The 24,907-nt window shown below is 69.5% G+C and carries 24 protein-coding genes and 1 pseudogene; 12 read left to right on the forward strand and 13 right to left on the reverse strand.

Annotation, left to right across the window (positions count from 1 at the left end; translation table 11 throughout):
• Positions 1-46: 46 nt before the first annotated feature.
• The 4 genes from ACQ86G_RS05980 (at position 47) to ACQ86G_RS05995 (ending at position 4,493) form a co-directional block, all read left to right on the forward strand.
• Positions 47-1,645 carry an ABC transporter substrate-binding protein gene (locus ACQ86G_RS05980; RefSeq protein WP_431259742.1) on the forward strand — a complete coding sequence of 533 codons (1,599 nt, stop codon included), beginning with the start codon at positions 47-49 and terminating at the stop codon, positions 1,643-1,645.
• A gap of 105 nt (positions 1,646-1,750) precedes the next feature.
• Complete coding sequence (locus tag ACQ86G_RS05985) at positions 1,751-2,650, forward strand: LysR family transcriptional regulator (protein WP_067279572.1); 900 nt, start codon at positions 1,751-1,753, stop codon at positions 2,648-2,650.
• 42 nt (positions 2,651-2,692) lie between these two features.
• Positions 2,693-3,334 carry a M15 family metallopeptidase gene (locus ACQ86G_RS05990; protein ID WP_431259743.1) on the forward strand — a complete coding sequence of 214 codons (642 nt, stop codon included), beginning with the start codon at positions 2,693-2,695 and terminating at the stop codon, positions 3,332-3,334.
• 64 nt (positions 3,335-3,398) lie between these two features.
• Positions 3,399-4,493 carry a S66 peptidase family protein gene (locus tag ACQ86G_RS05995; RefSeq protein WP_431259744.1) on the forward strand — a complete coding sequence of 365 codons (1,095 nt, stop codon included), beginning with the start codon at positions 3,399-3,401 and terminating at the stop codon, positions 4,491-4,493.
• A gap of 12 nt (positions 4,494-4,505) precedes the next feature.
• Here the strand turns inward: ACQ86G_RS05995 and dacB are convergent, their stop codons facing one another.
• Positions 4,506-5,939, reverse strand: a complete 1,434-nt coding sequence (dacB, locus tag ACQ86G_RS06000; protein ID WP_431259745.1) for a D-alanyl-D-alanine carboxypeptidase/D-alanyl-D-alanine endopeptidase — start codon at positions 5,937-5,939, stop codon at positions 4,506-4,508.
• Between the two features lie 238 nt (positions 5,940-6,177).
• On the opposite strand from dacB, the gene ACQ86G_RS06005 reads away from it, so the two are divergent.
• Complete coding sequence (locus ACQ86G_RS06005; protein ID WP_431259746.1) at positions 6,178-9,033, forward strand: TonB-dependent receptor domain-containing protein; 2,856 nt, start codon at positions 6,178-6,180, stop codon at positions 9,031-9,033.
• On the opposite strand, the gene ACQ86G_RS06010 is transcribed toward ACQ86G_RS06005, so the two are convergent.
• The 7 genes from ACQ86G_RS06010 to ACQ86G_RS06040 all read right to left on the reverse strand — a co-directional run bounded on the left by ACQ86G_RS06010 (position 9,034) and on the right by ACQ86G_RS06040 (position 14,778).
• On the reverse strand, positions 9,034-9,450 hold the full coding sequence (locus ACQ86G_RS06010; protein WP_431259747.1) for a helix-turn-helix domain-containing protein: 417 nt from the start codon (positions 9,448-9,450) through the stop codon (positions 9,034-9,036).
• Positions 9,443-9,730: a type II toxin-antitoxin system RelE/ParE family toxin gene (locus ACQ86G_RS06015; protein WP_431261345.1), complete on the reverse strand. Its 288-nt coding sequence runs from the start codon at positions 9,728-9,730 to the stop codon at positions 9,443-9,445. The genes ACQ86G_RS06010 and ACQ86G_RS06015 overlap by 8 nt, the downstream gene beginning before the upstream one ends.
• A gap of 190 nt (positions 9,731-9,920) precedes the next feature.
• On the reverse strand, positions 9,921-10,829 hold the full coding sequence (locus ACQ86G_RS06020) for a S66 peptidase family protein (protein ID WP_431259748.1): 909 nt from the start codon (positions 10,827-10,829) through the stop codon (positions 9,921-9,923).
• Positions 10,822-12,096, reverse strand: coding sequence for a serine hydrolase (locus tag ACQ86G_RS06025; protein ID WP_431259749.1), 1,275 nt, complete (start codon positions 12,094-12,096; stop codon positions 10,822-10,824). The genes ACQ86G_RS06020 and ACQ86G_RS06025 overlap by 8 nt, the downstream gene beginning before the upstream one ends.
• Positions 12,097-12,105: 9 nt before the next feature.
• On the reverse strand, positions 12,106-13,200 hold the full coding sequence (locus tag ACQ86G_RS06030) for an FAD-dependent oxidoreductase (protein WP_431259750.1): 1,095 nt from the start codon (positions 13,198-13,200) through the stop codon (positions 12,106-12,108).
• The gene (locus ACQ86G_RS06035; protein ID WP_431259751.1) at positions 13,167-13,370 is read right to left on the reverse strand and encodes an FAD-dependent oxidoreductase; all 204 of its coding nucleotides are present in this window, start codon (positions 13,368-13,370) and stop codon (positions 13,167-13,169) included. The genes ACQ86G_RS06030 and ACQ86G_RS06035 overlap by 34 nt, the downstream gene beginning before the upstream one ends.
• A 214-nt stretch (positions 13,371-13,584) precedes the next feature.
• Entirely contained in the window at positions 13,585-14,778 is a 1,194-nt protein-coding gene (locus tag ACQ86G_RS06040; RefSeq protein WP_431259752.1) for an aromatic amino acid transaminase, read from the reverse strand.
• A 149-nt stretch (positions 14,779-14,927) separates the two neighbouring features.
• On the opposite strand from ACQ86G_RS06040, the gene ACQ86G_RS06045 reads away from it, so the two are divergent.
• Positions 14,928-15,329 (forward strand): PaaI family thioesterase, encoded by a 402-nt coding sequence (locus ACQ86G_RS06045; RefSeq protein ID WP_067279614.1) that lies wholly within the window; start codon positions 14,928-14,930, stop codon positions 15,327-15,329.
• On the opposite strand, the pseudogene ACQ86G_RS06050 reads toward ACQ86G_RS06045, so the two are convergent.
• Positions 15,330-16,642 (reverse strand): annotated as a pseudogene (locus ACQ86G_RS06050) (glutamate carboxypeptidase). It lies immediately after the preceding gene.
• 112 nt (positions 16,643-16,754) lie between these two features.
• Between ACQ86G_RS06050 and ACQ86G_RS06055 the strand changes: the two are divergent.
• Positions 16,755-17,288 carry a BON domain-containing protein gene (locus ACQ86G_RS06055; protein ID WP_431259753.1) on the forward strand — a complete coding sequence of 178 codons (534 nt, stop codon included), beginning with the start codon at positions 16,755-16,757 and terminating at the stop codon, positions 17,286-17,288.
• Here ACQ86G_RS06055 and ACQ86G_RS06060 read toward each other — a convergent pair.
• Positions 17,280-18,407: a DUF2332 domain-containing protein gene (locus tag ACQ86G_RS06060; RefSeq protein ID WP_431259754.1), complete on the reverse strand. Its 1,128-nt coding sequence runs from the start codon at positions 18,405-18,407 to the stop codon at positions 17,280-17,282. The genes ACQ86G_RS06055 and ACQ86G_RS06060 overlap by 9 nt on opposite strands.
• 85 nt (positions 18,408-18,492) lie before the next feature.
• On the opposite strand from ACQ86G_RS06060, the gene ACQ86G_RS06065 reads away from it, so the two are divergent.
• The gene (locus tag ACQ86G_RS06065) at positions 18,493-19,149 is read left to right on the forward strand and encodes a Crp/Fnr family transcriptional regulator (protein WP_431259755.1); all 657 of its coding nucleotides are present in this window, start codon (positions 18,493-18,495) and stop codon (positions 19,147-19,149) included.
• Between the two features lie 3 nt (positions 19,150-19,152).
• On the opposite strand, the gene ACQ86G_RS06070 is transcribed toward ACQ86G_RS06065, so the two are convergent.
• Positions 19,153-19,650: a glutathione peroxidase gene (locus ACQ86G_RS06070; protein ID WP_431259756.1), complete on the reverse strand. Its 498-nt coding sequence runs from the start codon at positions 19,648-19,650 to the stop codon at positions 19,153-19,155.
• Positions 19,651-19,719: 69 nt separating this feature from the next.
• A complete protein-coding gene (locus tag ACQ86G_RS06075; protein WP_431259757.1) occupies positions 19,720-20,580 on the reverse strand; it encodes an EamA family transporter in 861 nt (286 codons plus the stop codon).
• A gap of 250 nt (positions 20,581-20,830) precedes the next feature.
• Between ACQ86G_RS06075 and ACQ86G_RS06080 the strand changes: the two genes are divergently transcribed.
• Both ACQ86G_RS06080 and ACQ86G_RS06085 read left to right on the forward strand, forming a co-directional pair.
• On the forward strand, positions 20,831-21,301 hold the full coding sequence (locus tag ACQ86G_RS06080) for a hypothetical protein (protein WP_431259758.1): 471 nt from the start codon (positions 20,831-20,833) through the stop codon (positions 21,299-21,301).
• Positions 21,229-21,771, forward strand: a complete 543-nt coding sequence (locus ACQ86G_RS06085) for a hypothetical protein (RefSeq protein ID WP_431259759.1) — start codon at positions 21,229-21,231, stop codon at positions 21,769-21,771. Before ACQ86G_RS06080 ends, ACQ86G_RS06085 begins: the two co-directional genes overlap by 73 nt.
• Before the next feature lie 78 nt (positions 21,772-21,849).
• Here ACQ86G_RS06085 and lplT read toward each other — a convergent pair whose 3' ends face one another.
• Positions 21,850-23,127 (reverse strand): lysophospholipid transporter LplT, encoded by a 1,278-nt coding sequence (lplT, locus tag ACQ86G_RS06090; RefSeq protein WP_431259760.1) that lies wholly within the window; start codon positions 23,125-23,127, stop codon positions 21,850-21,852.
• A 219-nt stretch (positions 23,128-23,346) separates the two neighbouring features.
• On the opposite strand from lplT, the gene alr reads away from it, so the two are divergent.
• Both alr and arfB read left to right on the forward strand, forming a co-directional pair.
• Positions 23,347-24,450, forward strand: coding sequence for an alanine racemase (gene alr, locus ACQ86G_RS06095; RefSeq protein ID WP_431259761.1), 1,104 nt, complete (start codon positions 23,347-23,349; stop codon positions 24,448-24,450).
• Positions 24,451-24,480: 30 nt separating this feature from the next.
• Positions 24,481-24,888: an alternative ribosome rescue aminoacyl-tRNA hydrolase ArfB gene (arfB, locus tag ACQ86G_RS06100; RefSeq protein ID WP_431259762.1), complete on the forward strand. Its 408-nt coding sequence runs from the start codon at positions 24,481-24,483 to the stop codon at positions 24,886-24,888.
• The last annotated feature ends 19 nt before the right edge of the window (positions 24,889-24,907 follow it).

The following is a 24,907-nucleotide window of genomic DNA, read 5'->3' on the forward strand; positions in this document are numbered from 1 at the left end:
ACCTGGGAAGCGGCGTTTCGACAATGCGCGGCTTGCCCTCCTCCCGATGCGCTCAGTCCTCCCCCTCTCGCTGGCTCTGCTCCTGTCCGCCGCGCTTCCCGTCGCTCATGCGGCCGGTGCCGCCGCGGTCAAGCCGCTCGTGTACTGCACCGACGCCAGCCCCGAGGGCTTCGACCCGGGGTTATGGGATTCGGCCAGCACGAACAACGTCAACAACCAGATGTTCCAGGGCCTGGTCCGCTTCGAGCGCGGCGGTACCGCGCTGCAGCCGGCCCTCGCGACGAGCTGGACCATCAGCCCCGATGCCCGTGAGTTCACCTTCACGCTGCGCGAGAACGTCCGCTTCCACACCCGCCCCTGGTTCACGCCGACCCGTCCGCTGAACGCCGACGACGTGCTCTTCACCTTCGGCCGTTTCCTCGACCGCGAGCACCCGTTCAACAAGGCCTTCCCGGCCAACTTCATCTATCCGCAGAACCTCGGCCTGGCCAAGGCGATCGCGAGTATGGAGAAGCTCGACGACCGCACCGTCCGCTTCACGCTGACCCAGCCCAACGTCACCTTCGTCACCTGGTTCGCGATGGCCTTCGCCGGCATCCAGTCGGCGGAATACGGACAGCAGCTGCTGCGCGACGGCAAGGCCGCGCAGATCAACCGCCTCCCGATCGGCACCGGCCCGTACCGCTTCCGCAGCTATGCGAAGGACGACGTCGTCCGCATGGAAGGCAACCCCGACTACTGGGGCGAGCCGCAGAGGACGCGGAAGCTGATCTTCACCATCAGTCGTGAAGCGCCGGTGCGCGTGCAGAAGCTGCTCGCGGGCGAGTGCCAGATCACCTCGCCGCTGCGCGACATCGACGTCGCCGCGATCGACCGCCATCCGGAGCGCGTCAGGCTCGAGAAGATCCAGGCGCTCAACATCTCCTACCTGTCCTTCAACCTGCGCAAGGCACCGACCGACAACCGGCTCGTACGCGAGGCACTGGACATCTCGGTCGACCGCGACGCAATCTTCCGCGCGCTGTTCCCGCGCGGCGACGCGATGCAGGCGGTGAATCCCTTCCCGCCCGCGATCCCCGGCTACAACAAGTCGATCAAGAACGAATACAACCCCGACCGCGCCAAGGCGCTGCTCAAGCAGGCCGGTTTCCCGGACGGGTTGGACATCGACCTGTGGGCGCTGCCCGTGACGCGCCCCACCAATCCGAACGGGCAGTTGATGGCGCAGCTGATCCAGCAGGACTGGGCCCGCATCGGCGTGCGCGCGCAGATCCGCACCTACGAGTGGGGCGAGTACCTCAAGCGCGCCAACGCCGGCGAGCACACGGTCTACATGAGCGGCTGGGCCGGCGAGAGCGGTGACGCGGACGACTTCCTGACCCCCAACCTCAGTTGCGCGACCAACAAGTCGGGCGTGAAGTTCTGCAATCAGGAATTCGAGCGCCTCATCGACGCCGCCCGCGCCACCGCGGATCAGGCCAAGCGGATCGCGCTCTACGAGCAGGCCCAGGAGATCTTCAAGCGGGAACGCCCGTGGATCACGATGGCACACTCGACGGTGTACATCCCCACCAGCAAGGACTTGCGCGGCTTCAAGATGCAGCCGAACGGGGGTGTCGTCTTTGAGAACGTCTATCGTGAATAAGCCTCCCCTCCTTCTCAGCGCGCCGGCCCGAGCGCCGGGCCGCCCCAAGCCGGGCCGGGCCCCCACGGGGGGTCGGACGACGTACCCGTCGGACGGGGGGCCGACATGAGGCTCCGCCATATAGAAGTCTTCCACGCGATCATGCAGGCAGGCACGATCAGCGGCGCGGCGCAGCTGCTCCACATCTCGCAACCTGCCGTGACCAAGGTGCTGCAGCACTGCGAGCTGCAGCTCGGCATGCCGCTGTTCGACCGCGTCCGCGGCAAGCTGTATCCGACGCCGGAAGCGCAGCGGCTGTTCGTCGAGATCGACAAGCTCAACCGCGACCTGGTCGCGATCCGGCGCCTGGCCGCCAACCTGCGCAGCGGCGAATCCGAATCGCTGCGCCTGATGGCCACGCCGACGCTGGGCGCCTCGGTGATCCCGGCGGCGATGACGCACTGGGCTCAGGCTTTCCCGCGCAGCCGGTGCCAGCTCAGCACGAACCACACGCGGGAGATCGTCTCCGCACTTCTGCTCGGCGAGGCCGACCTGGCCCTCAGCCTGCAGGACCCGCGCCACCCCGGCATCAAGGCGGAGGTGCTGGCCAGCGGCACGATGATGGCGCTGTGCCCGATGCACAGCCCCGAGGCGCAAGGCACCGGCCCGCTGCCCCTCGAGGAGATCCAGTCCGAGCTGATCGCCATGGCCGAGGACGACCCGCTCGGCCACATGCTGCACAACGCCAGCGAGGCCGAAGGCCGCCACCTCGACAGCCGCATCACCGTCCAGACCTACCAGCTCGCCCGCGCACTGGTGGAGGCCGGCGTCGGCATGACCGCCGTCGATCCCTTCACCGCCGCCTCGGCGGACCGCACCCGCGTGAAGGTGCGTCCACTGGCGCCGGCCATGAGCATCCAGCTGTACCTGCTGACCTCCGCCAGCGCACCGCTGGCGCAGGCCGCGCGCCGGCTGGTCACCTACCTGCGGGACGCCGCCCGCGCCAACCTCGAGAGCCTGGAGTGACGCGCCCCGGCGTCTGATCATCCGCCTCCACGTCGCCTCACCATGACCTCGGACGCCTCCGTCGCCAACGCCCCGCCGCCGCCCATCCCCTGCGAGGAGATCGCCTCGCACGCCGAGTTCCGCGCGCTGCTGACGATCCCCGGCATCGCGGTGGACCTGCGCTACGCGACGCCCGACAACTTCGTCGGCCGCAACGTCTACGGCGGACTGGACTGCGCCTACCTGCGCCGCGAATCGGCAAACGCGGTCGCCGAGGCCGCCGCCTACCTCGGCCGGCACTGCCCCGGCGTGATGCTGGTCGTGCTGGACGCGCTGCGGCCGCAACGCGTGCAGGAAGCCCTGTGGGCCGAGCTGGAAGGCACGCCGCTGACGAAGTACCTCGCCCATCCGGCGCGGCGCTCGATCCATTCGTTCGGCATGGCGGTCGACGTCACGCTGCTGGACGCCGAAGGCCGCGAACTCGACATGGGCACCGGCTTCGACGAGATGACGCCGGCCTCGCATCCCGAGTTCGAGGCCGAGCAACTCGCCACCGGCGGCCTGACCGCCGACCAGCTCCGCCACCGCGGCTGGCTGCGCGCGGCGATGCGCCATGCCGGCTTCCAGACCATCAGCACCGAGTGGTGGCACTTCGACTTCGGCGACCGCGAGCGCGTCCGCCGCGAGCTGCCGCTGGTGATCTGAGCGCCCTCACCTCATCGCACGAGTCGACCTGGCCGACTCGACGCGCCTGCCTTCCGGAGATCCCATGACCGCTTCCCGCCGACAGATCCTCACCGGTGCCGCCACCGCCGCCGCGGCCACCGCGCTCGGTGCGCTGCCGTCGGCGCAGGCGCAGACGGGCCCGTCCTCTCGTGAAGCCCGCAGCGCCCGCACGACCGCCGCGCCGGAGCCGCTGCGCGCGCGGCGGCTGAAGGTCGGCGACACGATCGGCCTGGTCAGCCCCGCCAACGCCACCTACGAGCGCGAGCCGCTGGAGATCGCCGTCGAGTCGCTCGAGGCGCTCGGCTTCAAGGTCAAGCTCGGCGCCAACGTGCGCGGGCGCTACGGCCAGTTCGGCGGTACCGATGTCCAGCGCGCGGCGGACATCAACGACTTCTTCGCCGACGACGAGGTCGCGGGGATCCTCGCGCTGACCGGCGGCTCGGGCTGCAACCGCATCGTCGACAAGCTGAACTACGCGCTGATGCGCCGCAAGCCGAAGTTCTTCGGCGGCTTCTCGGACCTGACCAGCCTGGTCAACGCGATCCATCGGCAGACCGGCCTGATCACCTTCCACTGCCCGGTCGCGGGCTCGGAGTGGAACGAGTTCTCGCTCCAGCACTTCCGCGCCGTCGCGATGGACGCGCAGGCGGACCTGCTGCAGAACCCGCAGGGCGAGCGCGGCGCCCATGTGGTCCAGCGCGAGGACCGCATCAGCACGCTGCGGCCGGGCGTCGCGCGCGGGCCGCTGGTCGGCGGCAACCTGGCGGTACTGAGCTCGCTGGCCGGCTCGCCCTATTTCCCGGAAACGCGCGGCGCGATCCTGTTCCTGGAAGAGGTCAACGAGTACATCTACCGCGTCGACCGCATGCTCTCGACGCTGCGCCTGAGCGGGGCGCTCGACCAGCTGGCCGGCGTCGTGCTGGGCAAGTTCACGCAATGCGGACCCGGTGACGGCAGCTTCGGCACGCTGACGCTGGACGAGGTCTTCGACGACTACTTCCTGCCGCTGAACGTGCCCGTCTACCGCGGCGCGATGATCGGCCACATCAAGCGCAAGTTCACCGTGCCCGTCGGTCAGCCTGCAGAGATGGACGCGCGCGCCGGCACGCTGCGGCTGCTGTCGCCGGCGGTGCTTTGACCCTGCGGGGCGTCAGCGCCGCGCCACCCAATCCACCAGCGCATCGATCGCCGGACGTGCCTTCGCCGCCTGATCGTCGTTGACGATCGCGACCACGATCCAGGTCTTGCCCGTCGAGTCCGGCACGAAGCCGGCCAGCGCCACGACGTCGCGCAGCGTGCCGGTCTTCATCCGGGCGCGGCCTTCCGCGGCCGTGCCCCTCAAGCGACGGACCAGCGTGCCGTCGACGCCGGCCACCGGCAAGGTCGCCAGCAGCTCGGGGCCGTGCGCGCCGCGCGCCGAGGCCTGCAGCATCGCCGCCATCTGCGCGGCAGACGCGCGCTCGCTGCGCGACAGGCCGGAGCCGTTCTCCAGCGCCAGGCCGTCCGTGGGGATCTTCTGCGCGACGAACCACTCGCGCACCACGCGCGCGGCAGCCGCGCCGGTGTCCTCGCCCGGCTGGGCCGCGGACGCGCCAAGCCTCAGGAACAGCATCCGCGCCAGCGCGTTGTCGGACGCCTTCATGACCGGGCGCAGCAGCTCGGCCAGCGGGCGGTCGCGGTGCTGCGCCAGCACGCGGGCACCTTCAGGCGTCGCGCCTTCGCGGATCTCGCTCGAGAGCGTCCCGCCCAGCGAGCCCCACAGCTGCCGCAGCGCCTGCGCCGTCTCCCACTGCCGGTCCAGCACGTTCAACGACTGCGAGACCTGGCACCCACGCGGGAACCCGCCCGCCAGCACCAACCGGCCGCCGCCGTCGGGCAGCGCCTCGAAGCGCGACGGCTGCCAGTCGTCGTCCCAGTCCTTGCAGGGCCTGTCGTTCAGCATGACCGCGCTCGTGTCGATCGTCAGTCCGCCGAACTGGGGGAACGGTCGCACCGTCAGCCCTCGCTCGTCGGACCAGAAGTCGTACTGCAGCAGGCTGCCGTTGAGGTGCAGTGCATCCGGGATCACGTTGTAGGGGAACTCGGCCTGCTCATCGAAACGCGGCGCGCCGAGGTCCGGCCGCGCCGGGTTGAACAGGCCGCGGTCGACGATGACGCCCCCCGCGAGCTCGCGCACGCCGTGGCGCTCGCGCACCTCGCGCAGCATCGCCCACAGCGCGGGCCAGTCGAGGTCCGCGTCGCCGCCGCCCTTGAGCACCAGCGGCCCCGCGAGGCGGCCGTCGCGGATCTCGCCCGCGGCCAGCAGCTGGGTCTGTCCCCGGCTGTTGGGACCGAGCCGGTCCAGCGCCACCACCGCGGTGATCGTCTTCATCGTCGAGGCCGGCGCCATCGGCCGGTCCGCGTTCAGGCGCAGCCCGGTGCCGGGCGCGTCGAGCGGATAGGCCACCACCGCCAGCGACGACGCCGGCACGCCGGCCTGCCGCAGCGCGGTCTCGACCGGCGCGGGCGGGGTGTCGACGAGGGTGGCGCAGCCGCTCGTCGCGAGCGCGGCGGCCAGGAGGACGAGGACGGGGATCGATCGCATGGGCTGCGACTGTATATTCCCGGCCCCGCTGCATTCCCGCAGGTTATATGCGCGAGACAAGCATTCATCGGGACGGAAACAACAAATGGGTGACGTTCCTATGACGGCGAAAACCGCTCGTGCTTGAAGATCGTTCACAGCTCGCAACACAGCAACACAAAGGGTCGCCCCCGCATCGGACGACCGCAATCGTTGGAGGCGTTTCCAGGACGCCGGACCGGTTAACAAGGAGAAGGTCGTGAAACTGAATCAACTCGCCCGCTGCCTCGTCGTGGTGGGACTGGGCGCCCATGCGGCGGCCTGGTCGCAGGAAGTCCAGAAGATCGAGCGGGTGGAGATCACCGGTTCGAGCATCAAGCGCATCCAGGACGAAGGCGCGCTGCCGGTGCAGACCATCTCGCGTCGCGACCTGGACCGCCAGGGCATCGTGTCGGCCGAACAGCTGATCGCCACGCTCTCCTCCAACGGCAACGGCCTGGACAACCTGGCTTCCAACGCGGACGTGGTGTCGGGCCAGGCCCGCGGCAACAACGGCGCGAGTTCGGCCAACCTGCGCCTGCAGGGCGCGAACGCGACGCTGATCCTGCTGAACGGCCGCCGCATCGCGGCGCACGGCCTCAACGGCGGCGTCGTCGATCTGAACCAGATCCCGATGGCCGCGATCGAACGCGTCGAGGTGCTGAAGGACGGCGCCTCGTCGACGTACGGCACCGACGCCGTCGGCGGCGTCATCAACTTCATCCTGCGCAAGGACTACACCGGCCTGACCGTCAGCGGCTTCACCGACGTGACGCAGGAGGGCGGCGGCAACATCTACCGCGGCTCGGTGACCGGCGGTTTCGGCAGCGTCGACAAGGACGGCTTCAACATCATGGGCGTCCTGTCCGTCACGGACAACAAGCGCCTGGACGGCTCGCAGCGCGACTTCGTCAACAGCTTCCAGCCCAGCCGCGGCCTGTCGCCGGACACGCGCGGCACGCCGTTCGCGACGGTCTTCTTCCAGCCGTACATCCCGAACCCGACCTACAACGGCGCCACCATCACCAACGCCAACATCCTGGACCTGCCCGGCCAGGCCGGCTGCGCGTCGCAGCCCAACACCGGCCCCTATGCCGAGAAGATCTGGGGCACCGGCACCACCGCCGCCGGCAACCAGTTCGGCTGCGCCTGGGACACCGGCAAGGCCGCGGTGATCCAGCAGCCGGTGAAGAACACCAACTTCGTGTCGCGCGGCCTGCTCAAGCTGGGCGAGCACATGCTGACCGGCGAGGTGCTGCTGGGCCGGTCGGAGTCGAACAAGATCTTCTCGCCCAACCAGATCTCGGCCAGCACCACGGCCGTGCAGGTGCCCAACGGCACGCGGGTGCCCAATCCCTTCAACGGGCTGGCCTATCCGTCCAGCGGTGCCGGATACCAGCGCGTGTGGGATGCGCTGGTCGGCGCCTTCCCGTCGCTGGCCAGCCAGGCCGGCAAGCCGCTGGCCTTCCGCTGGCGCTGCATGGAATGCGGCCAGCGCGAGTACGTGACCGAGTCCGACACCGGCCGCTACCTGCTGAGCCTGGACGGCCCGCTGCCCTTCCTCAAGGACTGGGACTACAAGGTCGGCGCCTCGCAGGCCTTCAGCAAGAGCAACTCGACGCTGGGCTCGGGTTACCAGAACTGGGTCGGCCTGGCCAATCTGATCAACACCGGCGTGCTCAACCCCTTCCTGCTGGCCGGCGAATCGCAGACGCCCGCGGCGATGGCGGCGCTGGACGCGATCTCGGCCGAAGGCACCAAGCTCTATGGCGGCAAGTACACGACCGACGAGTACGACGCGACCGCCTCGGGGCCGCTGTTCAAGCTGCCGGCCGGCGACGTGATGGCGGCGGTGGGCGTGGACTACCGGGTCGAGAAATACCGCTTCGACGGGAACCAGACCGTCAACACGAACGACATCAACACCTGGATCTTCAACGCGCCGTTCGACAACGTGAACGCGCTGAGCGGCGTGAAGCGCAAGGTCGGCGCGATCTTCGGCGAGACCATCATCCCGGTGGTCAAGGACCTGGACCTGAACCTGTCGGTCCGCTACGACAAGTACACCGGCTTCGGCAGCACGACCAATCCGAAGGCCTCGGTGCGCTATCAGCCGATCCAGAGCCTGGTGCTCCGCGGCTCGTACAGCACCGGCTTCCGGGTGCCGACCTTCAACCAGATGTTCAACGGCGTCACCGAGTCCGCGCAGACCGGCGCGACGCTGTTCGACCCGGCGACCTGCCCGAGCAAGGCGGTCAGCAGCCTGCCCGGCTGCCAGTCGATCACGTTCACCACGCTGTTCAGCGGCAAGATGAACCTGAAGCCCGAAGAGTCGAAGATGTCCAACATCGGCTTCGTGTGGCAACCGTCGGCAAACTACAGCATGAGCGTGGACCTGTGGGACATCCGTCGCGACGGCATGATCCAGGCACTGTCGCTCACGCAGTTCCTGAACAACGCATCGCTGTTCCCGTCGGCGTTCATCCGCGACGCGAGCGGCAAGCTGATCAGCGTCGATACCAGCTGGGTCAACACCGGCGAGACGCGCACGCGCGGACTGGAACTCTCGATGCGGGGTAGCACGCCGATGAACGGCGGACGTCTCTCGGCCGGCCTGGACGGGACCTATCTGCTGGAGAAGAAGTCGGCACTGGTGGACGGCGCGCCGCTCGGTGCGAGCGAGATCGGCCAGTTCACGCGGTCGAGCGAACTCGGCATCCGCTGGAAGCACAGCGCCTACATCAGCTACTCGTACGGTGACTGGGCCTGGACCCTGCGCCAGCAGTACTCGACCGGCTACTACGGCTACGGAACGCCGGCCGTGCTCAGCGGCGCGGCAGGCGCGACGGCCTTCGATCCCTGGGTCAAGCCGTACTACCTGCACCACGCGAGCGTGGCCTACAGCGGCATCAAGAACCTGACGGTCACCGTGGGCGTGAAGAACATCTTCGACCAGGACCCGCCGTTCGCGAACAGCTACGACACGAACACCGGCTCGGGCAGCTCGTGGGAGCCGCGTGTGGCCGACCCGCGCGGACGTTCGTTCACGCTGGGGTTGGACTACAAGTTCTTCTGATCAAGCACCGTCTGCCGCTTCGCGCGGCGGGCCATCGGACACCAGGCCCGCCGGGAGACCGGCGGGCTTCTTCGTGATGCCGCCGAGTGCGCGGGAACTCAGGGGGAAGACGTTCCTCATGCCCTGTTCCCGGATCGTGTGCAGCAGTCGGAGGACGGGTCCGGTGGGTCGGGTCATGCCCTGCTCATAGCGGCGCAGCAGACGCGCCGTCGTGTTGAGCATGTTGGCGAAGACGTAGAGGTTCAGATCCTCCTCCTCCCGGATGGCGCGGACCTCCTCGGGCGTCAGGTCTTCGGGAGGCGCCATGCCACCCCATCCCAGACGCTGCATTCGCTCGTCGCTCACCCAACCGCGAGCGTGCATGGCCCACCCGGTTTTCACCATCCGGTCAATTGATTCGTGCTTGCGCTTACGCATCACAGTTCACCTCTTTCAGGAGTCCAGAGTCAACGGCGTCCGCCAGTTGATCGGCGTTCATCTCTTCCAGCAGAGCAGTTGTCTGTTTGCAGATATGCAACTTCCCTGCTTCGATATTGGCAATGGCGTTTTTCGCGTAGCCCTCGACGAAGAACCACGGACCGCCTGGCCGACGGGCCACGATCACGCGATACCCGTCGCGTTTGCCGCCTCCGGATCGTCCGATCCGTTTCTTGAAGAGTCCACTACCGAGATCTGCATCGGTCAGCCCGCGTTCCATTTCCGCCACGGCGCGGCACAGGTCCGCGTCTGCGCAGTTCCTGCTTGCGCATCCACCGTTGAAAGCCCTGGACCAGATAGACGGGAATCGCCACATCGCCCTCTTCGCATGGTTGCGAGAGGACTGAGTGACAGGTCATGCCCAGGACTGATTCGTCCTGAAGTCGGCGCCCTGATGGGGGAGGCGCCGCTCAGGCGCTGAGCGTTCTCTCGCCCGGATCCAAGGTCACCGCCACGCCGATCGGCAGCGGCAGGTTGGGCGTCGTGTGGCCGCTCGGCCAGCCGGCGAGGACCGGGATGCCGAGGCCGCCGACGTAGTCGGCAAGCACCTCGTCGGGCGAGTCGGCGTCGGTGAAGCTGCCGAGCAGCACGCCGGCGATGTCGTCGAGCGCGCCGCCCAGGCGCAGCTGGCACAGCAGGCGGTCGACCTTGTAGGGGTCCTCGCCGATGTCCTCGAGGAACAGGACCGTGCCACGCAAGTCCGGCATGAAGGGCGTGCCCATCAGCGCGACCAGCACCGCCAGGTTGCCGCCCGCCAGCACACCGCGCACCGGCGTCGATCCCCGGTTCAGCGGATGCGGCGCGAGCACCGGACCGAGCAGATCGCCGGCACGGAGGCCGCGGCGCAAGCGCTCGCCGAGCGCGACGGCATCCGCCCAGCCGGCCTCGCCCTTGTGCCAGTCCGAGGCCGGCATCGGTGCATGCCAGCCGGCGATGCCGAGTTGCTGGCGCAGCGCGTGGAGCGCCGTCAGGTCGCTGTAGCCGATCAACGGTTTCGTCGATCGATGCAGCAGCGCGCGATCGATGCGGTCGAGCAGCCGCAGGCAGCCGTAGCCGCCGCGCAGGCCGATCACCGCGTCGACCTGGCGGTCGTCCAGCGCCTCGTGGAGGTCGGCGAGGCGACGACCATCGTCCGCGGCCAGATGGCCGAGGAACGTCGGTCCGTGGCAGCCGGGGAACACCTTGGCGCGGAAGCCCAGGCGCTCGATCAGCGGGATCAGCTGCTCGAGCGTGCCCTCCCTCGGCGGACCGGCGGGCGCGATCACGCCGAGGCAGGCGCGCTCGGGCAGCGGGGGCAGCAGGAAGGTGTCGTCAGCCATGCGGCGCGGAGTGGGGCTCCAGCCACGTCGCCATCCGCGCGTCGATCGCGGCGCCGAGCGCCGGGATGCGCCAGGTCGTGGAGCAGCTGGGATGCGGAGCGTAACGCGAACCGAGGTTGCTCAGCAGCGCGATCAGGTAGTGCCGGCGCCTCGGCAGGATGCCGCGCACGATGCCCGCATCGGACGTGTAGTTCTCGGTGTTGCCGGTCTTGTGCGCGAACCAGACCTCGCCGCCGGTGGCGAATCGACGCAGGTCACCGGGCAAGGACACCTCGCCCGCATGCAGCCCACCGTCCGGCTGCAGCCACCGGCCAGGCAGGCGCGCCGGCAGCCCCGGCACCCAGCCGGGCACGCCGCCGAGCGCGCTGCTCGACAGCACCTGGTGCAGCGCCTGATCCTGCAACGCATGCATCGCCTGGTTGCGGCTCTCCGGCGACAGCCGCGGCGCATCGGCGCGCAACCACGGCGCGCGCGGCGCCACCGGATCCAGCCACCACAGCAGGCGCACCGTGTCCCACGCGGTCATCTGGATCTGGCCCACGCCCGATCCCGAGCCGTTGCCCCAGCCGCCCTCCGCCGTCGTGTTGGCGAAGCGCAGCGTCGTGAACCCGAGCGAGGCGAACAGCGTGTGCAGTTCATTGCGCACCTCGCGGCCCCCATCGCGACGGATCGCGCCGGCCGAGTGCATCAGCGTCACCAGCGCCGAGGTCGCCTCGTTGCTGCTCCACGTGACCATGTCGTAGACCCAGTCGGACACGGCGCGCTCACGGCCGGCGTAGGTCAGCGGTTGCCACCAGCCGGCCCGCCCTTGATCGACAAGCCGGCCCACGCCCGCCAGCAGCATCAGCTTCAACAGCGATGCCGGGTACGGCGCGACGATGCGACCGCCGCGCTCGCCCGCCTCGCCGGCCAGCGGCGTCCAGTCCATCGTGGACCAGTCGGACGTGGGACGCCACGCGATCGAGTGGCCCTCGGCATCGCGTTGATCGGCCAGGTACCGGATGTTCCGGACGGGTCCTGCGTCCGGCGCGATGTCCGCAACGAGGCCTTCGGGATGCTCGCGCGAGAACAGCACATTCGCCGCGACCGGCGCACCGCGTTCCGGGAAGGCGACGACGGCGAGATCGATGCTCGGGAAGTGCCGGATCGCCCGCCCCTCGTCCTGCGGATCGATCGTGGCGCTGAAGTCCTGCGCGAGCACCGACGCGCGCAACGCCTCGGCGAGCGAGGCCGCGTCCAGCGTGACGGGCTTGGCGGCCATCGTCATCGCGGGGCCTCAGGCGGCGCGGAGTTGCAGCCCATCCAGCGCGATCGGACTGGGCTTGCCGGAAACGAGGTCGGCCACGATGCGGGCCGAACCGAACGAGAAAGTGAATCCCAGCGCACCATGACCGACATTCAGCCACAGCCCGCGCAGCGGCGTCGCGCCGAGCATGGGCGCGCCGCTCGGCGTCGCCGGACGGAGGCCGGCCCAAGGCACGGCGTGGTCGTAGTCGGCCGCCTTCGGGAAGGTCTCACGCACGTTGCGCTGCAGCGCGGCCAGGCGCTTCGGATCGATGCTGGTGTCGTCGCCGACCAGATCGACCATCGCCGCGACGCGGAGCTGGTCGCCGATGCGGGCGTAGAGCGTCTTGCGCTCGAAGTCCGTGACGCTGACCGTCGGCGGACGGTGCACGCCGTTGATCGGCGCGGACAGGCTGTAGCCCTTCAGCGGATACAGCGGCAGCCGCAGGTCGACGAGTCCGGCCAGGGCGGCACTCTGCAGCCCGGCGGCCAGCACGACGCCGTCCGCGACCAGATCGCCCTGGTCCGTCCTCAGCGCGACGACGCGGTCGCCTTCCACCACGAAGCCGGTGGCGTTGGCCTTCACCCGCCCCCGGAAATTCGGATGTCGCGCGAGCCGCTCGCCCAGTTGCACGCTGAGCGCGTGGCAATCGGCGACCGCCTCGCCGGACGTGAAGATGCCGCCCGCCAGCCACTGCGCGCCGCCATCGCCGAGCGACGGTTCGATCGCGAGGCATTCGTCGCGGGTCAGCGCCCGTTCCGGCCCGCCGGCCGGCGTGCGCGCGGCCACGCGAGCGAACTCCTCCGGCTTGCGGTACACGACCAGCTTGCCCGGCGTGCGCAGCGCGATGGCATCCAGCGCCGCATGCCGCTGCAGTTCGCCGAAACACCGTTGGCTGAACGCGCCCAATTCAAGCAGGCGCTCGGTCGTGCGCTGGTTGACCGGCCCGCGGCAATGGGCCAGGAACGAGGCCAGCCAGCGCCATTGCGCCGCCGTGCCGTCGGGCTTGAATCGCAGCGGACCGTCCGGATCGAGCAGCCAGCGCAGCGCCTTCAGCGGCACGCCGGCATCGGCCAGCGGCGACACGTAGCGGTAGCTGAGCTGCCCCCGTTCGCACGGCTCGCACCCGTGCCCAGCGCGGCCTCGCGCTCCACGAGCGTCACCCGATGCCCCGCCTCCGCCAGGGCCCAGGCGGTGGTGACGCCCACGACGCCCCCACCGATCACGACTAGCTGCTTCATCCCGGACGAATTCATTCTTGAATGGTCCGGGAGGTTACGGATTCACGACACCCTCAGCCAATGAAAGCGGTGCCGCTACCCATAACCTTGTTGAATGCGCGCAAGGGGGTGCCTGCGTGGCACCGAGCGCGAGAGGGCCAACCGGGGGCCCTTTTCTCCATCTCCCTCCTTGAGTTCCGAAAAGGGCCCCCGGTCGTCCCTCTCGGTGGGTGACCGAGGTACCGGATCTTCAGGCGAGGACCGCCGCCATCGCGTTCGCCGTCGCTTCCACGTTGCGCGTGTTCAGGCCCGCGATGCACATGCGGCCGGAGCGCAGGATGTAGACGCCGAACTCCTCGCGCAGGCGGTCGACCTGCTCCGGCGTCAGGCCGGTGTAGCTGAACATGCCGCGCTGCTTCAGGAAGTAGTCGAAGTTGCGACCCGGCACCTTGGCCGAGACCACCTCGAACAGCGCGTTGCGCATCGCCAGAATGCGCTCGCGCATCTCCTCGACCTCGCCTTCCCACAGCGCGCGCAGCGCAGGGTCGCCCAGCACCTTGGCCACGACCTGGCCGCCGTGCATCGGCGGGTTCGAATAGTTGCGGCGGATCGTGAACTTCAGCTGGCCCAGCACGTTGGCCGCCTGCGCCGCGTCCGGGCACACGACCGACAGCGCGCCGCAGCGCTCGCCGTACAGGCTCATGTTCTTGGAGAAGCTGTTGGCGACGAAGAAGCTCAGGCCCGCCGACGCCAGCGCGCGGATCGCGAAGGTGTCCTGCTCCAGCCCGTCGCCGTAGCCCTGATAGGCCAGGTCCAGGAAGGCGATCAGCTCGCGCTCCTTCAGCACCGGGATCAGCGCGTCCCACTGCGACTGCGACAGGTCCACGCCCGTCGGGTTGTGGCAGCACGCGTGCAGCAGCACGACGCTGCGCGCCGGCGCCTCCGACAGCGCCTGCAGCATCGCGTCGAAACGCAGGCCGCCGGTCTGCGCGTCGTAGTACGGGTAGCTGCGGCACTCGATGTACGAGCCCTCGAAGACCGCGCGGTGGTTGTCCCAGGTCGGGTCGCTCAGGTAGATCGCGCTGTCGGGGAAGTAGCGCTTGATGAAGTCCGCGCCGACCTTCAGGCCGCCCGACGAACCCACGCCCTGGATGGTCGCGACGCGCTTGCTCTGCAGCGCCTCGCTGTCGGCGCCGAACAGCAGCTTCTGCACCTCGGTGCGGAAGTTGGCCGCGCCTTCCATCGGCAGGTAGGGCCGCGCGCCGGCCTGTTCCACCACCGCGAGTTCGGCCCGGCGCACGGAATCCAGCATCGGGATGCGGCCGTCGTCATCGAAGTAGATGCCGATGGACAGGTTGATCTTCTGCGTGCGCGGATCCTTCTGGAAGGCCTCGTTCAGGCTGAGGATGGGATCGCCCGCGTAGGCGTCGACGTGCTGGAACATGCTGGGAACTCCACGTTGGACTATCGGCTCGCCTCATTATCCCCAGCCGCGCCCGTCCGCACCGGAACAGCCCGCCTGCCGAAGCGCCGATACAGGCCGACGACAATGCCGGCTTCGCATGACCTGATCCACCCGCACCACAGCATCACATGATCAACGACTTCAACGCGCGCGGCGCGGCCTGCCTGCCCGGCCACATGGGCATCGAGATCGTCGAGGTCGAGAAGGGCCGCGTCTTCGCGCGCCTGCCGGTCACCCAGCAGGTGATGGCCCCCAACGGCTACCTGCACGCCGGGAGCGTCGTCACGCTGGCCGACACCTGCTGCGGCTACGGCTGCATCTCGTCGCTGCCCGACGGCGCGCAGAACTTCACCACGGTCGAACTGAAGTCCAACCACCTGGGCACCGCCCGCGACGGCGTCATCGAATGCCTCGCCACCGCCGTCCACATGGGCCGCACGACGCAGGTCTGGGATGCGACCGTCACGCACAACGGCAAGACGATCGCGCTGTTCCGCTGCACGCAGATGGTCCTGTACCCGAAGGCCTGATCAGAGCGCCTTGCCGCTGCCGATGGCCATCACCAGACGGGTCACGAGCACCAGCTTCGGGGCGATGGCGTCGACGACGACGTACTCGCTGTCGCTGCTGTGCGCGCCGTAGCCGCGCACGCCCAGGCCCTCGATCACCGGCGCCTTGGTCGCCAGCGACGCATAGGCGGCATCGGTGCCGCCGCCGGTCGGGCGGTCACGCACGACCAGCTCCAGCTTCTGTTCGTCGGCCAGGGCCTTGACCTTCGCGGCCAGCGCGCGCAGGCATCGGTCGCCGCCAGCGGCGGGCGGCCGCGGTTGAAGCTCAAGCTCACTTCCGCATCCGGGACCAGCTTGTTCTGGATGCGCTTGCGCAGCTCGGCTTCCAGGGCGTCGAAGTCGGAGAAGCGGTCCGCGCGCGCGTCGCCCTGGGCCTCGGCGCGCTCCGGGATGGCGTTGCGGACCGAGCCCGCCTTGGACATCGTCCAGTTGAGGTGCAGGCCGCGCTTCGGATCGGACAGATCGCGTGTCTGCAGGATCTGGTGCGACAACTCGGTCAGCGCGTTGATGCCCTTCTCCGGCGCCGCGCCCGCATGTGACGAGCGCCCCTTGACCTTCAGGTCGACCGAGGCGATGCCGCTGGTGGCCAGGCGCACCGTGTCCGGCGTGGTCGGACCGCCGCCGCCTTCGAAGGACAGCACCGCGTCATGCTCGCCGCCGAGCTTCGTGATCAACGGATTCGAGCCCGGGGAACCGATCTCCTCGTCGCCGTTGATCAGGACGGTGATCTCGGCGTAGTCCTTGAAGCCGACCGACTTCAGCAGGGCCAGCGCATGGAGGATGGTGGCGACGCCCTGCTTGTCGTCGGCGATGCCCAGGCCGTAGGCGTGGTTGCCGTCGATGCGGAAGGGCTGCTGCTTCAGGCCGCCGCGCTGGTAGACGGTGTCCATGTGCGCGATCAGCATCACGCGCTTGCCGTTGGCGTTGCCACCCTTGAACGACGCCTGCACGACCTGGCCGACCTTGGCGGGGCCGTCGCCCGCGTCCGACGTCGGCGAGGCGATGGTCTTGTCCGGATCGATCAACTGCACCTGGCCGCCGAGCTCGCGCAGCCGCTGCGCGATGACGCCGGCGATGCGGTCCAGGCCCTGGCGGTCGGAGCTGCCGGACTCGATCTCGACGAGCTGCTGCAGCGTCTTCATCAGCGCGGGCTGCTCCTTGGCGGCAAGCGCGTGAAGCTCGGGAACCGTCTGCGCCTGGACGCCGAGGGCGGTCATCGCGGCCAGGGCCAGCGCCGCGCGGCGCAACCGGGGGAAGGAGGAGGAGGCAGACATCGGGGCAGTCATCTTCGGAGTCTCCAGGCGTTCTTGTGGGGGGCGACGGGCCATCCTAGCCATCAAGGCGGCCCGCTTGAAGGCTCGAAAGCGATGGGGCAAGCTCCCGGCCATGCGACGACCGCCGCCAATCGCCCATCGCCTGTGCGTCTGCGCACGGATCGCGCTGATCCTGCTCGCGGTGCTGCCCGTGGCTACCGTCGCCGAGGAAGCGCGCCGCAACGTCTTCGATGATCCCTTCGTGCAGCTGAGCTCGGCAATCCCGCCGTCCGAGTGTCCGGCCCCGTCTGGACCGCTGATGAGCGAGGCCGAAGCCAGGGCACAGGCGCATGGCCGCATCGAGCGCGGCACCAGCTGCTTCCAGAGCGGCCGCTGCCGGCTGCCCAACGCCTATCTCTACGACAAGGAGATCATGCCGCGCGTGCAGAAAGCCGTCGCCGCGGACGGCCGGTTCGCTGCGACGACCAGCGTCTGGGCGCTCGGCCAGCGGCGCTGGATCTGGCTGCAAGGCTGCGTGCGCAGCGCCGATGAGGCGTCCGCACTCGAGGCGTTGGTGAAGCAGATCGACGACGTGGAGTTTGTCGTCAACGAGTTGAAGCTCGTCCCCGGCGCGTCGGCAAGTCCGGCGTCGGGGGCCTCACGCTGAGCGGGCATGGCCGGCGTCCAGCCACTCGATCCACCGTCCGTGCGGATGCGACCAGGCCAGCACGTCGGTGCGGACCTCTCCGCCGTCGCGCCATTGCAGCGTCCACAGCGTGCCGCTGCCGGGCGATTCGCCGGCCGGGCAGTCCGGCGGCGACGCCATCGGCGCCAGTTTGCCGACCTCGCCGCTGATCCAGACCAGCCCGCGGTCGCGCACCAGCTGATCGATGCGCTCGACATGCGTCTTGAACGACGCGGCATCGAAGTAGGCCAGCACCCAGACGTTGAAGATCACCGGCGTGACGCCGGCAGGCAGTTCGTCCATCCAGCGCTCGAGGTCCGCCAGTCCGTCCTCCGTTCGCAGCAGCGGCACCGGATGCCGCCGGGCGTCGGCCAACGCCCGGTCCAGCCGCTCCCGGCGCGCGGCATCGCCCGGCCAGAGACAGGCGCGCAGCCAGCGGGCCGCCACGTCGTCGGCAGGGGCGATCGGCTGCAGATCGACGCCCATGCGGCGACCGGCCCGCCAGCGCGGCGCACCGAGCAATCCGGCGGGGCGTTCGCCACGCCAGATGCTGCGGATCAATGGCGCATCGGGGCGCTCGCCGGGCGTCACCTCAATCCCATCGTCATACGCGTAGCGATCGACGCCCAGGATCAGGCCCGCGCTGCAGCCGAATTCGAACAGTGCCAGTTCGACCGGCTGGGCGTCGGTGCCGCCGAGACGCGACGCGAGCGCCTGCAACGCGGGTCGGAGCACCGCACAGCGGCCGGTCTCGTTGGTCTGCGTGGTGCGCGTGCGGATCAGCGCGCGCAATGCGGCGTCCTCGCGATGGACGAAATCCCGGAGCTGCGGTCCGAGGGCGTCGTCCGGCGTCCGCGAACCCCCCACGCTGGCGTAGTAGGCGGCCAGCGGATGGGTAGCGCCGGCCAGGATCCGGTCGTGCAATGCGGCCAGCAACAGCACCGGCTTGCGCTGGGTCGCCGGCGCCTCCAGCAGCAGCGCCAGGAGGTCCGGGTCGCCGGCGATGATCCCCGCCAGCGCCGCGTAGAACGGGTCGTCCCGGCCGTCGGTTTCGGCGAACCGGGTGAAGTGGTGGGCGATGCGCCCGAGTGCGTCTTCCATGACCGGCGACTCTAGGACCGTCCGGGCTTGCGGAATGTCGGATATCCGACAATTCACGCCTGCCGACCCGCCATTCCCCTCGCCCATGCCGACCGCCGTCCAGGCCCTCTGCGCCAACTTCCCCGATCTGACGCCGCCCGCCACGCTCGCCCTGCGGCTGGAGGCGCTGATGCCCAGCCGGCGGCTGCCGGCCGGTCGGGTGCTGTTCGCGCAGGGCCAGTCGCCGTCGGCGTTCTACCTGGTCGAGGACGGCGAGATCGAGGCCCGGTTCGCCGCGCTCGACGGCCGGATGTCGGTGCTGGAGCACGTGCGGGCGCCGCGTCTGTTCGGGCTCGCGGCCTTCATCAGCGGCAAGCCCTCGCGCTATGAGGCGGCGGCCGTGTCGGACAGCCGCGTGCGGGTCATCGGCGCGCCCGCATACCGCGTCCTGATGGACGACTGGCCGGGTTTCGCCCGGGCGCTGATGCGGGAATTCGCCGAACGCTTCGAAGGCAACCTGCGCCTGCTGGAGGCCGCCCGGCATCTGAGCGCCGCCGAGCGCTTCGGCGTGGCATTGCGTCAATTGGCCGATGAACGCGCCGGCCCCTCGGACGCCGAGGGCTGGCAGGCGTTGCGGGCGACTCAGGCGGAGCTGGCGCAACTCGCGCACCTGTCGCGGCAGACGGTCAATCAGCTGCTGCGCGCCGCGCAGGCCGAAGGCCGGCTGCGGCTGCGTTATGGCGGGCTCGACATCCGCCGGTGAGCCTCACTCCGCCAGTGCCGCCTCGATCTCGCCGCGGATGGCGGCGGGCGCGTCGTTCGGCGCGAAACGCTTCAGCACCTGCCCGTCGCGGCCGACCAGGAACTTGGTGAAGTTCCACTTGATCGCCTGCGTGCCCAGGATGCCGGGCTTCTCGCCCTTGAGCCACTGCCACAGCGGGTGCGCCTCCCCGCCGTTGACCTTGATCTTGGCCATCATCGGGAAGCTCACGCCGTAGTTCAGCTGGCAGAACGACGAGATCTCCTCGTTGCTGCCGGGATCCTGGCCGCCGAACTCATTGCTCGGGAAACCGACGACCACCAGCCCGCGCGCCTGGAAGTCGCGCCACAGGTCCTCGAGACCCTTGAACTGCGGCGTGAAGCCGCACTCGCTGGCGGTGTTGACGACCAGCAGCACGCGGCCGCGGTACTGCGACAGCTCGACCGGCTCGCCGGCGATGCTGACGGCGTCGAAGTCGAAAGCAGTCTTGCCATTGGCGCTCATGGGGGACCTCCTCGTCATCCTCGTGACGGCCCGGGTGGGCCGGGGTGCATCCTAGCGCGGTGCAGGCGATCAGGCGCGACGCCGCTCCAGCGCCGCCAGCATCGCCGCAGCCAGGATCGCCGCACCGCCGGCGGCGGTCTTTCCGTCCAGCGTGCCGCCGCCCAGCAGCAGCGCCGAGATCGCCGCCACCGGCACCTCCGTCAGCATGACCACCGCCGTGACGTTGGCCGGCAGGCGCGCCGCCCCGTATTGCAGCGACAGGTTGGAGACGAAGAACAACAGCGCCATCCCCGCCAGCGGCAACAGCCAGACCGCGCCGGGCAAGGAAGGCCACGGAGCCAGGCCCCGGCCGGCCATGGCCGTGGCGGACAGCCCCGCCACCAGCACGCCGCCGGCGAACATCGCCAGCGCCCGGGCGCCGGGGCTGCGGGCGGCCTCGCGGCGCAGCATCACGTTGTTGAACGCGAAGGTCATGCCGCCGACCAGTCCGAGGACATCCGGCAGGCTGGACGGCAGCGGCCAGCCGCCGTCCGCCGGCGCCAGCACCGCCAGCGCGCCGCCCAGCGCCAGGGCGATCCGCAGACCGGCCGACACCGTCAACGGTTCGCCCAGGACCAGCCGCGCCAGCAGCACCGCCCACAGCGGCATCAGGTAGAACAGCAACACCACCCGCACCACGTCGCCGGTCGACACCCCCCAGTTGAAGGCGGTATTGGTCATCCCGGCGGCCAGCGTCACCACCCACAGGCCGGGGGAGCGCAGCCATTCCGCCATCGCGCCGCGCTGGCTGCTCAGCACCACGATCAGGGACAGGATGTAGAGGATGACCGTCGTCCAGAGCGGGTGCATGCCGGCCCCCTCGAACTGGCGGAACGGCCACCAGGACAGCCCCCAGATGGTGGCGTTGAGCATCAGGGCGAGGATCGGCATTCGGGAACTGGGGACAGACGGAGTGACAGACGAAGGGACAGGGGCGCGACAGAAGCCCACAAGGGGTGGGGCTTGTGCAACAGTCCCCCCGACAGGGCTTGGATCCGGCCTGCGGACCGGCCAACAATGCCCAGGGTTTGTAGCATGGCGCAAGGACTGACCCTGACCTCCAATCGGGGCGCCGTGCGCCTGTCATGCACGCGGCCTACCCTGTCGCGTGTGACCCGTCCACCAAAGTAGGGAGAGCTTCTTGGATCACCTGGCCTGTTTCGCCCCCGAGGATTTGCAGTCCAAGCCCGGGCCCGACCTGCCGAGCTACCACTGGCGCCTGCTCGCCCAGGGAGACTCCTGGTTCTCGACCGCCCAGGCCAAGCTCAGCGCGCACGCGAACCTGCTCCAGGAACTGGTGCTGACCAAACCCACCGTCGCGATCAACTGCGCCGGGCAGCGCGAAAGCCTGTCCAAGGTGGTGGAACTGGCGTCTTCCCCCGACTTCGTCCGGCTGCTCACGGCGCCCGATGCCCAGGTCTGGGACGGCATCCTGCTCTCCGTCGGCGGCAACGACCTGATCAAGGCGGCGCAGACGCCGACGCAGCTCGACGGCGTGGAAGTGCCGCTGCACCTGCGCCTGCTGCGCAACCAGACCGAATGGGGGCCCCGTCCGCGGGCGTCGGCCGCTACTTCTCGGAGCCCGGCTGGGCGACCTACGCCGACTACCTGAAGGCCAACCTGCGCCATCTGCTGACGCTGCGCGACCAGGGGCCGTCGGCGGGCAAGCCGATCTTCATCCACTGCTACGCGGTGCCGATGCCGCGGCCGGCCGGCGCGGAAGATGCCGGCCACGGTCCGTGGCTGTATCCGGCACTCAAGGCCTATGCGATCCCGGCCGCCGACTGGGCGGCCGTCAGCCGTCTGATGGTGATGCACCTGGCCCAGCTGCTGAAGACGCTGATGGCGGACAAGGAGCAGTTCCCGGGGCTGTTCGTGTTCGACTCGACCGCCGTGCCCTTGGCCGCGGCGACGCCGGGCGCCAGCGGCATCAGCGGCGACTGGCACAACGAGATCCACCTCAACCACAGCGGCTGCCTGAAGATCGGGCGCGCCTGGTCGGAGCACATCGATCAGGTGCTGACCACGGGCGGCATCATCGTCGCCGCGCCGCCGACCGGGCGGGGACGCGCGCGGCGCTGAAGGCGTCGGCAGTCAGACAGCGCATCTCAAAAGACGACGGCCCCGAGGGGCCGTCGTCGTTTCAGCGGAGGCGTCCGCTCAGTGCTTGTCGCTGCGCGCGATGGCGAGCAGGCGCTCCAGCTCTTCTGGATGCTCGCGCTTGTTGTGCTCGTGCCAGCGTCCCACCACCCACATCGTGCCCGCCACCAGCAGGCCCAGGATGGTGATCGAGCCGAAGGCCGAGGTGCCGAAGCGGGTCAGCATCGTGTACAGCGCGCCCAGGCCCAGGATGCAGGCCTGCTCGTTGAAGTTCTGCACGGCGATCGAGCGGCCCGCGCCCATCAGGTTGTGACCGCGATGCTGCAGCAGCGCGTTCATCGGCACGACCAGGTAGCCGCCGATGCCGCCCAGCAGGATCAGGAACGGGATCGCGACCCAGAGGTTGTTGATGAAGTTCAGCACCAGCATCAGCAGGCCCAGGCCGATGCCCATCGGGATGACGCTGGTGGCCTTGTCCAGGCGCACGACCGCGGACGCCACGATCGCGCCGACGGCCGTGCCGATCGCCACCACGCCGGCCAGCGCCGACGCCTGCGTCGTGCCGTAGCTCAGCGCCGCGGCGGCCCAGGCGAAGACGATGTAGCGCATGTTACCGGACACGCCCCAGAACAGCGTCGTCATGCCCAGCGAGATCTGGCCCAGCTTGTCCTGCCACAGCCGCGAGTTGCAGGCGGCGAACTCGCGCACCAGGTCGGTCGCGTTGTGCGAGATCGGCTGCAGCGGCGAATCGGTGCGGGGGATGCGCAGGTTGAAGAGCGCCGCGATGAAATACAGCACCACCATGAAGGCGATGGCGGCCTGCGGCGGGGTGTCGATGCCGGTGTCGATGTAGGGGATGTCGATGGCCAGCAGCCAGGCCGAGGCCCTGTCGCCGATCAGCTGTCCGCCGAAGACGGCGCCCAGGATGATGGAGGCGATGGTCAGCCCCTCGATCCAGCCGTTGGCCTTCACGAGCTGCGACGGCGGCAGGAGTTCGGTCAGGATGCCGTACTTGGCCGGCGAGTAGGCGGCGGCGCCGAGGCCGACGATCGCATAGGCGATCAGCGGATGCACGCCCACCAGCATGCTCAGGCATCCCAGCACCTTGATGGTGTTGGAGATGAACATGACCTTGCCTTTGGGCACCGCGTCCGCGAACGCGCCCACGAAGGGCGCGAGCACCACGTAGAACAGCGCGAACATGGGCACCAGCGCGGCGCGCTGCCACTCGGCGGCGCCGCTGGTGCGGAGCAGTTCAACGGCGGCCACGAACAGCGCGTTATCAGCCAGCGAGCTGAAGAACTGCGCTGACATGATGGTGTAGAAGCCTTTTTTCATCGACCCGGCATACCTGGAACTGCGGTGAACACGCTGGGTCCACGGGGTGGGGAAAGGGCAGCGCTGCGGCGGGTTTATAGCACGCGCTCGTTTTCGTAACAGCGCTTCACGGGACAGTGTCTCTGTGCTAATCCGCACCGCTTTTCCGACCCCATGGCGCCCTCCCCTCCGCACCGCGGAGGGGCGTGAACCCCTTCATGCGCGGCACAATGGGGGCCCATGCCGCGTCCGATCGAAGCCCTCGTCCACCAGCCCGCGCTGGCCCACAACATCGCCCGCGCCCGCGCCTGCGCGCCCGACGCGCAGGTGTTCGCAGTCGTGAAGGCGAACGCCTACGGCCACGGCATCGAGCGGGCGTTCGACGCGCTGCGCAGCGCCGACGGCTTCGCGCTGCTGGACCTGGACGAGGCCCAGCGCGTGCGCGACCTCGGCTGGCGAGGCCCGATCCTGCTGCTGGAAGGCTGCTTCGAATCGCGCGACCTGGAACTCTGCTCGCGGCTGAAGCTCTGGCACGCGGTGCATCACGAGCAGCAGGTCGACTGGCTGGCCATGCACAAGACGCACGAGCCGCACCGGGTGTTCCTCAAGCTCAACAGCGGCATGAACCGGCTGGGCTTCTCGCCGAGCGCGTTCCGCGGCGCCTGGACGCGGTTGAACGCGCTGCCGCAGGTGGACGAGATCTCGCTGATGACGCATTTCTCGGACGCCGACGGCCCGCGCGGCATCGAGCACCAGACCGCCGTCTTCAAGGAGGCGACCGCGGACCTGCCGGGCGCGCGGTCGCTGAGCAACAGCGCGGCGATCCTGCGCCACAGCCAGGACCCCGAAGTGCGCGCCGACTGGGTGCGCTCGGGGATCATGACCTACGGCAGCGCGCCGGACTTCCCGGAGCACGACCTCACCCACTGGGACCTCAAGCCCACGATGACGCTGCGGGCCAAGGTGCTGGCGGTGCAGCACCTGAAGGAAGGCGACAGCGTCGGGTACGGCAGCAGCTTCGTGGCGCAGCGCGCGATGCGCATCGGCACGGTGGCCTGCGGGTACGCGGACGGCTATCCGCGCCATGCGGTGCACGGCACGCCGGTGCTGGTCGGCGGCAGGCGCAGCGCGACGATCGGACGCGTGTCGATGGACATGCTGGCGGTCGACCTGACCGACCATCCGAACGAGGGCGTCGGCAGCGAGGTCACGCTCTGGGGCCAGGGTCCGCACGGCGCGGTGCTGCCGATCGACGAGGTGGCCCGCTCGGCCGGCACGATCGGCTACGAGCTGATGTGCGCCGTGACCAGACGCGTGCCGGTGCACGTCGAGACGCTGGGCTGAGGCCCGGCGAACGGCTGCCCCGTCGGCGTCATGCACCTGGACTGGACGCCGGCCGACTGGGAGCTCGAGATCTCCGCGATCCGGGCCAGCGGGCCGGGCGGCCAGAACGTCAACAAGGTGAGCAGCGCGGTGCACCTGCGCTTCGACATCCGGCGCTCGACGCTGCCGGCGCTGATCAAGGAACGCCTGCTGGCGCTCAGCGACCAGCGGATCACGGCCGAGGGCGTCGTGGTGATCAAGGCCCAGGAATCACGCAGCCAGGAACAGAACCGCGCCGATGCGGTGGCCCGGCTGGTCGCGCTCGCGCAGAGCGTGGCGCACACGCCGAAGGCGCGCCGGGCGACGAAGCCGACCTACGGGTCGCAGAAACGCCGCCTGGAAGCCAAGAGCCAGCGCGGCGACATCAAGGCCGGCCGCGGCAAGGTCCGCGGCGACTGAGCCGGCGCGGGATCGGACG

This window comes from Roseateles chitinivorans, assembly GCF_050632145.1.
Taxonomy (GTDB): Bacteria; Pseudomonadota; Gammaproteobacteria; order Burkholderiales; family Burkholderiaceae_C; genus Roseateles; species Roseateles chitinivorans_B.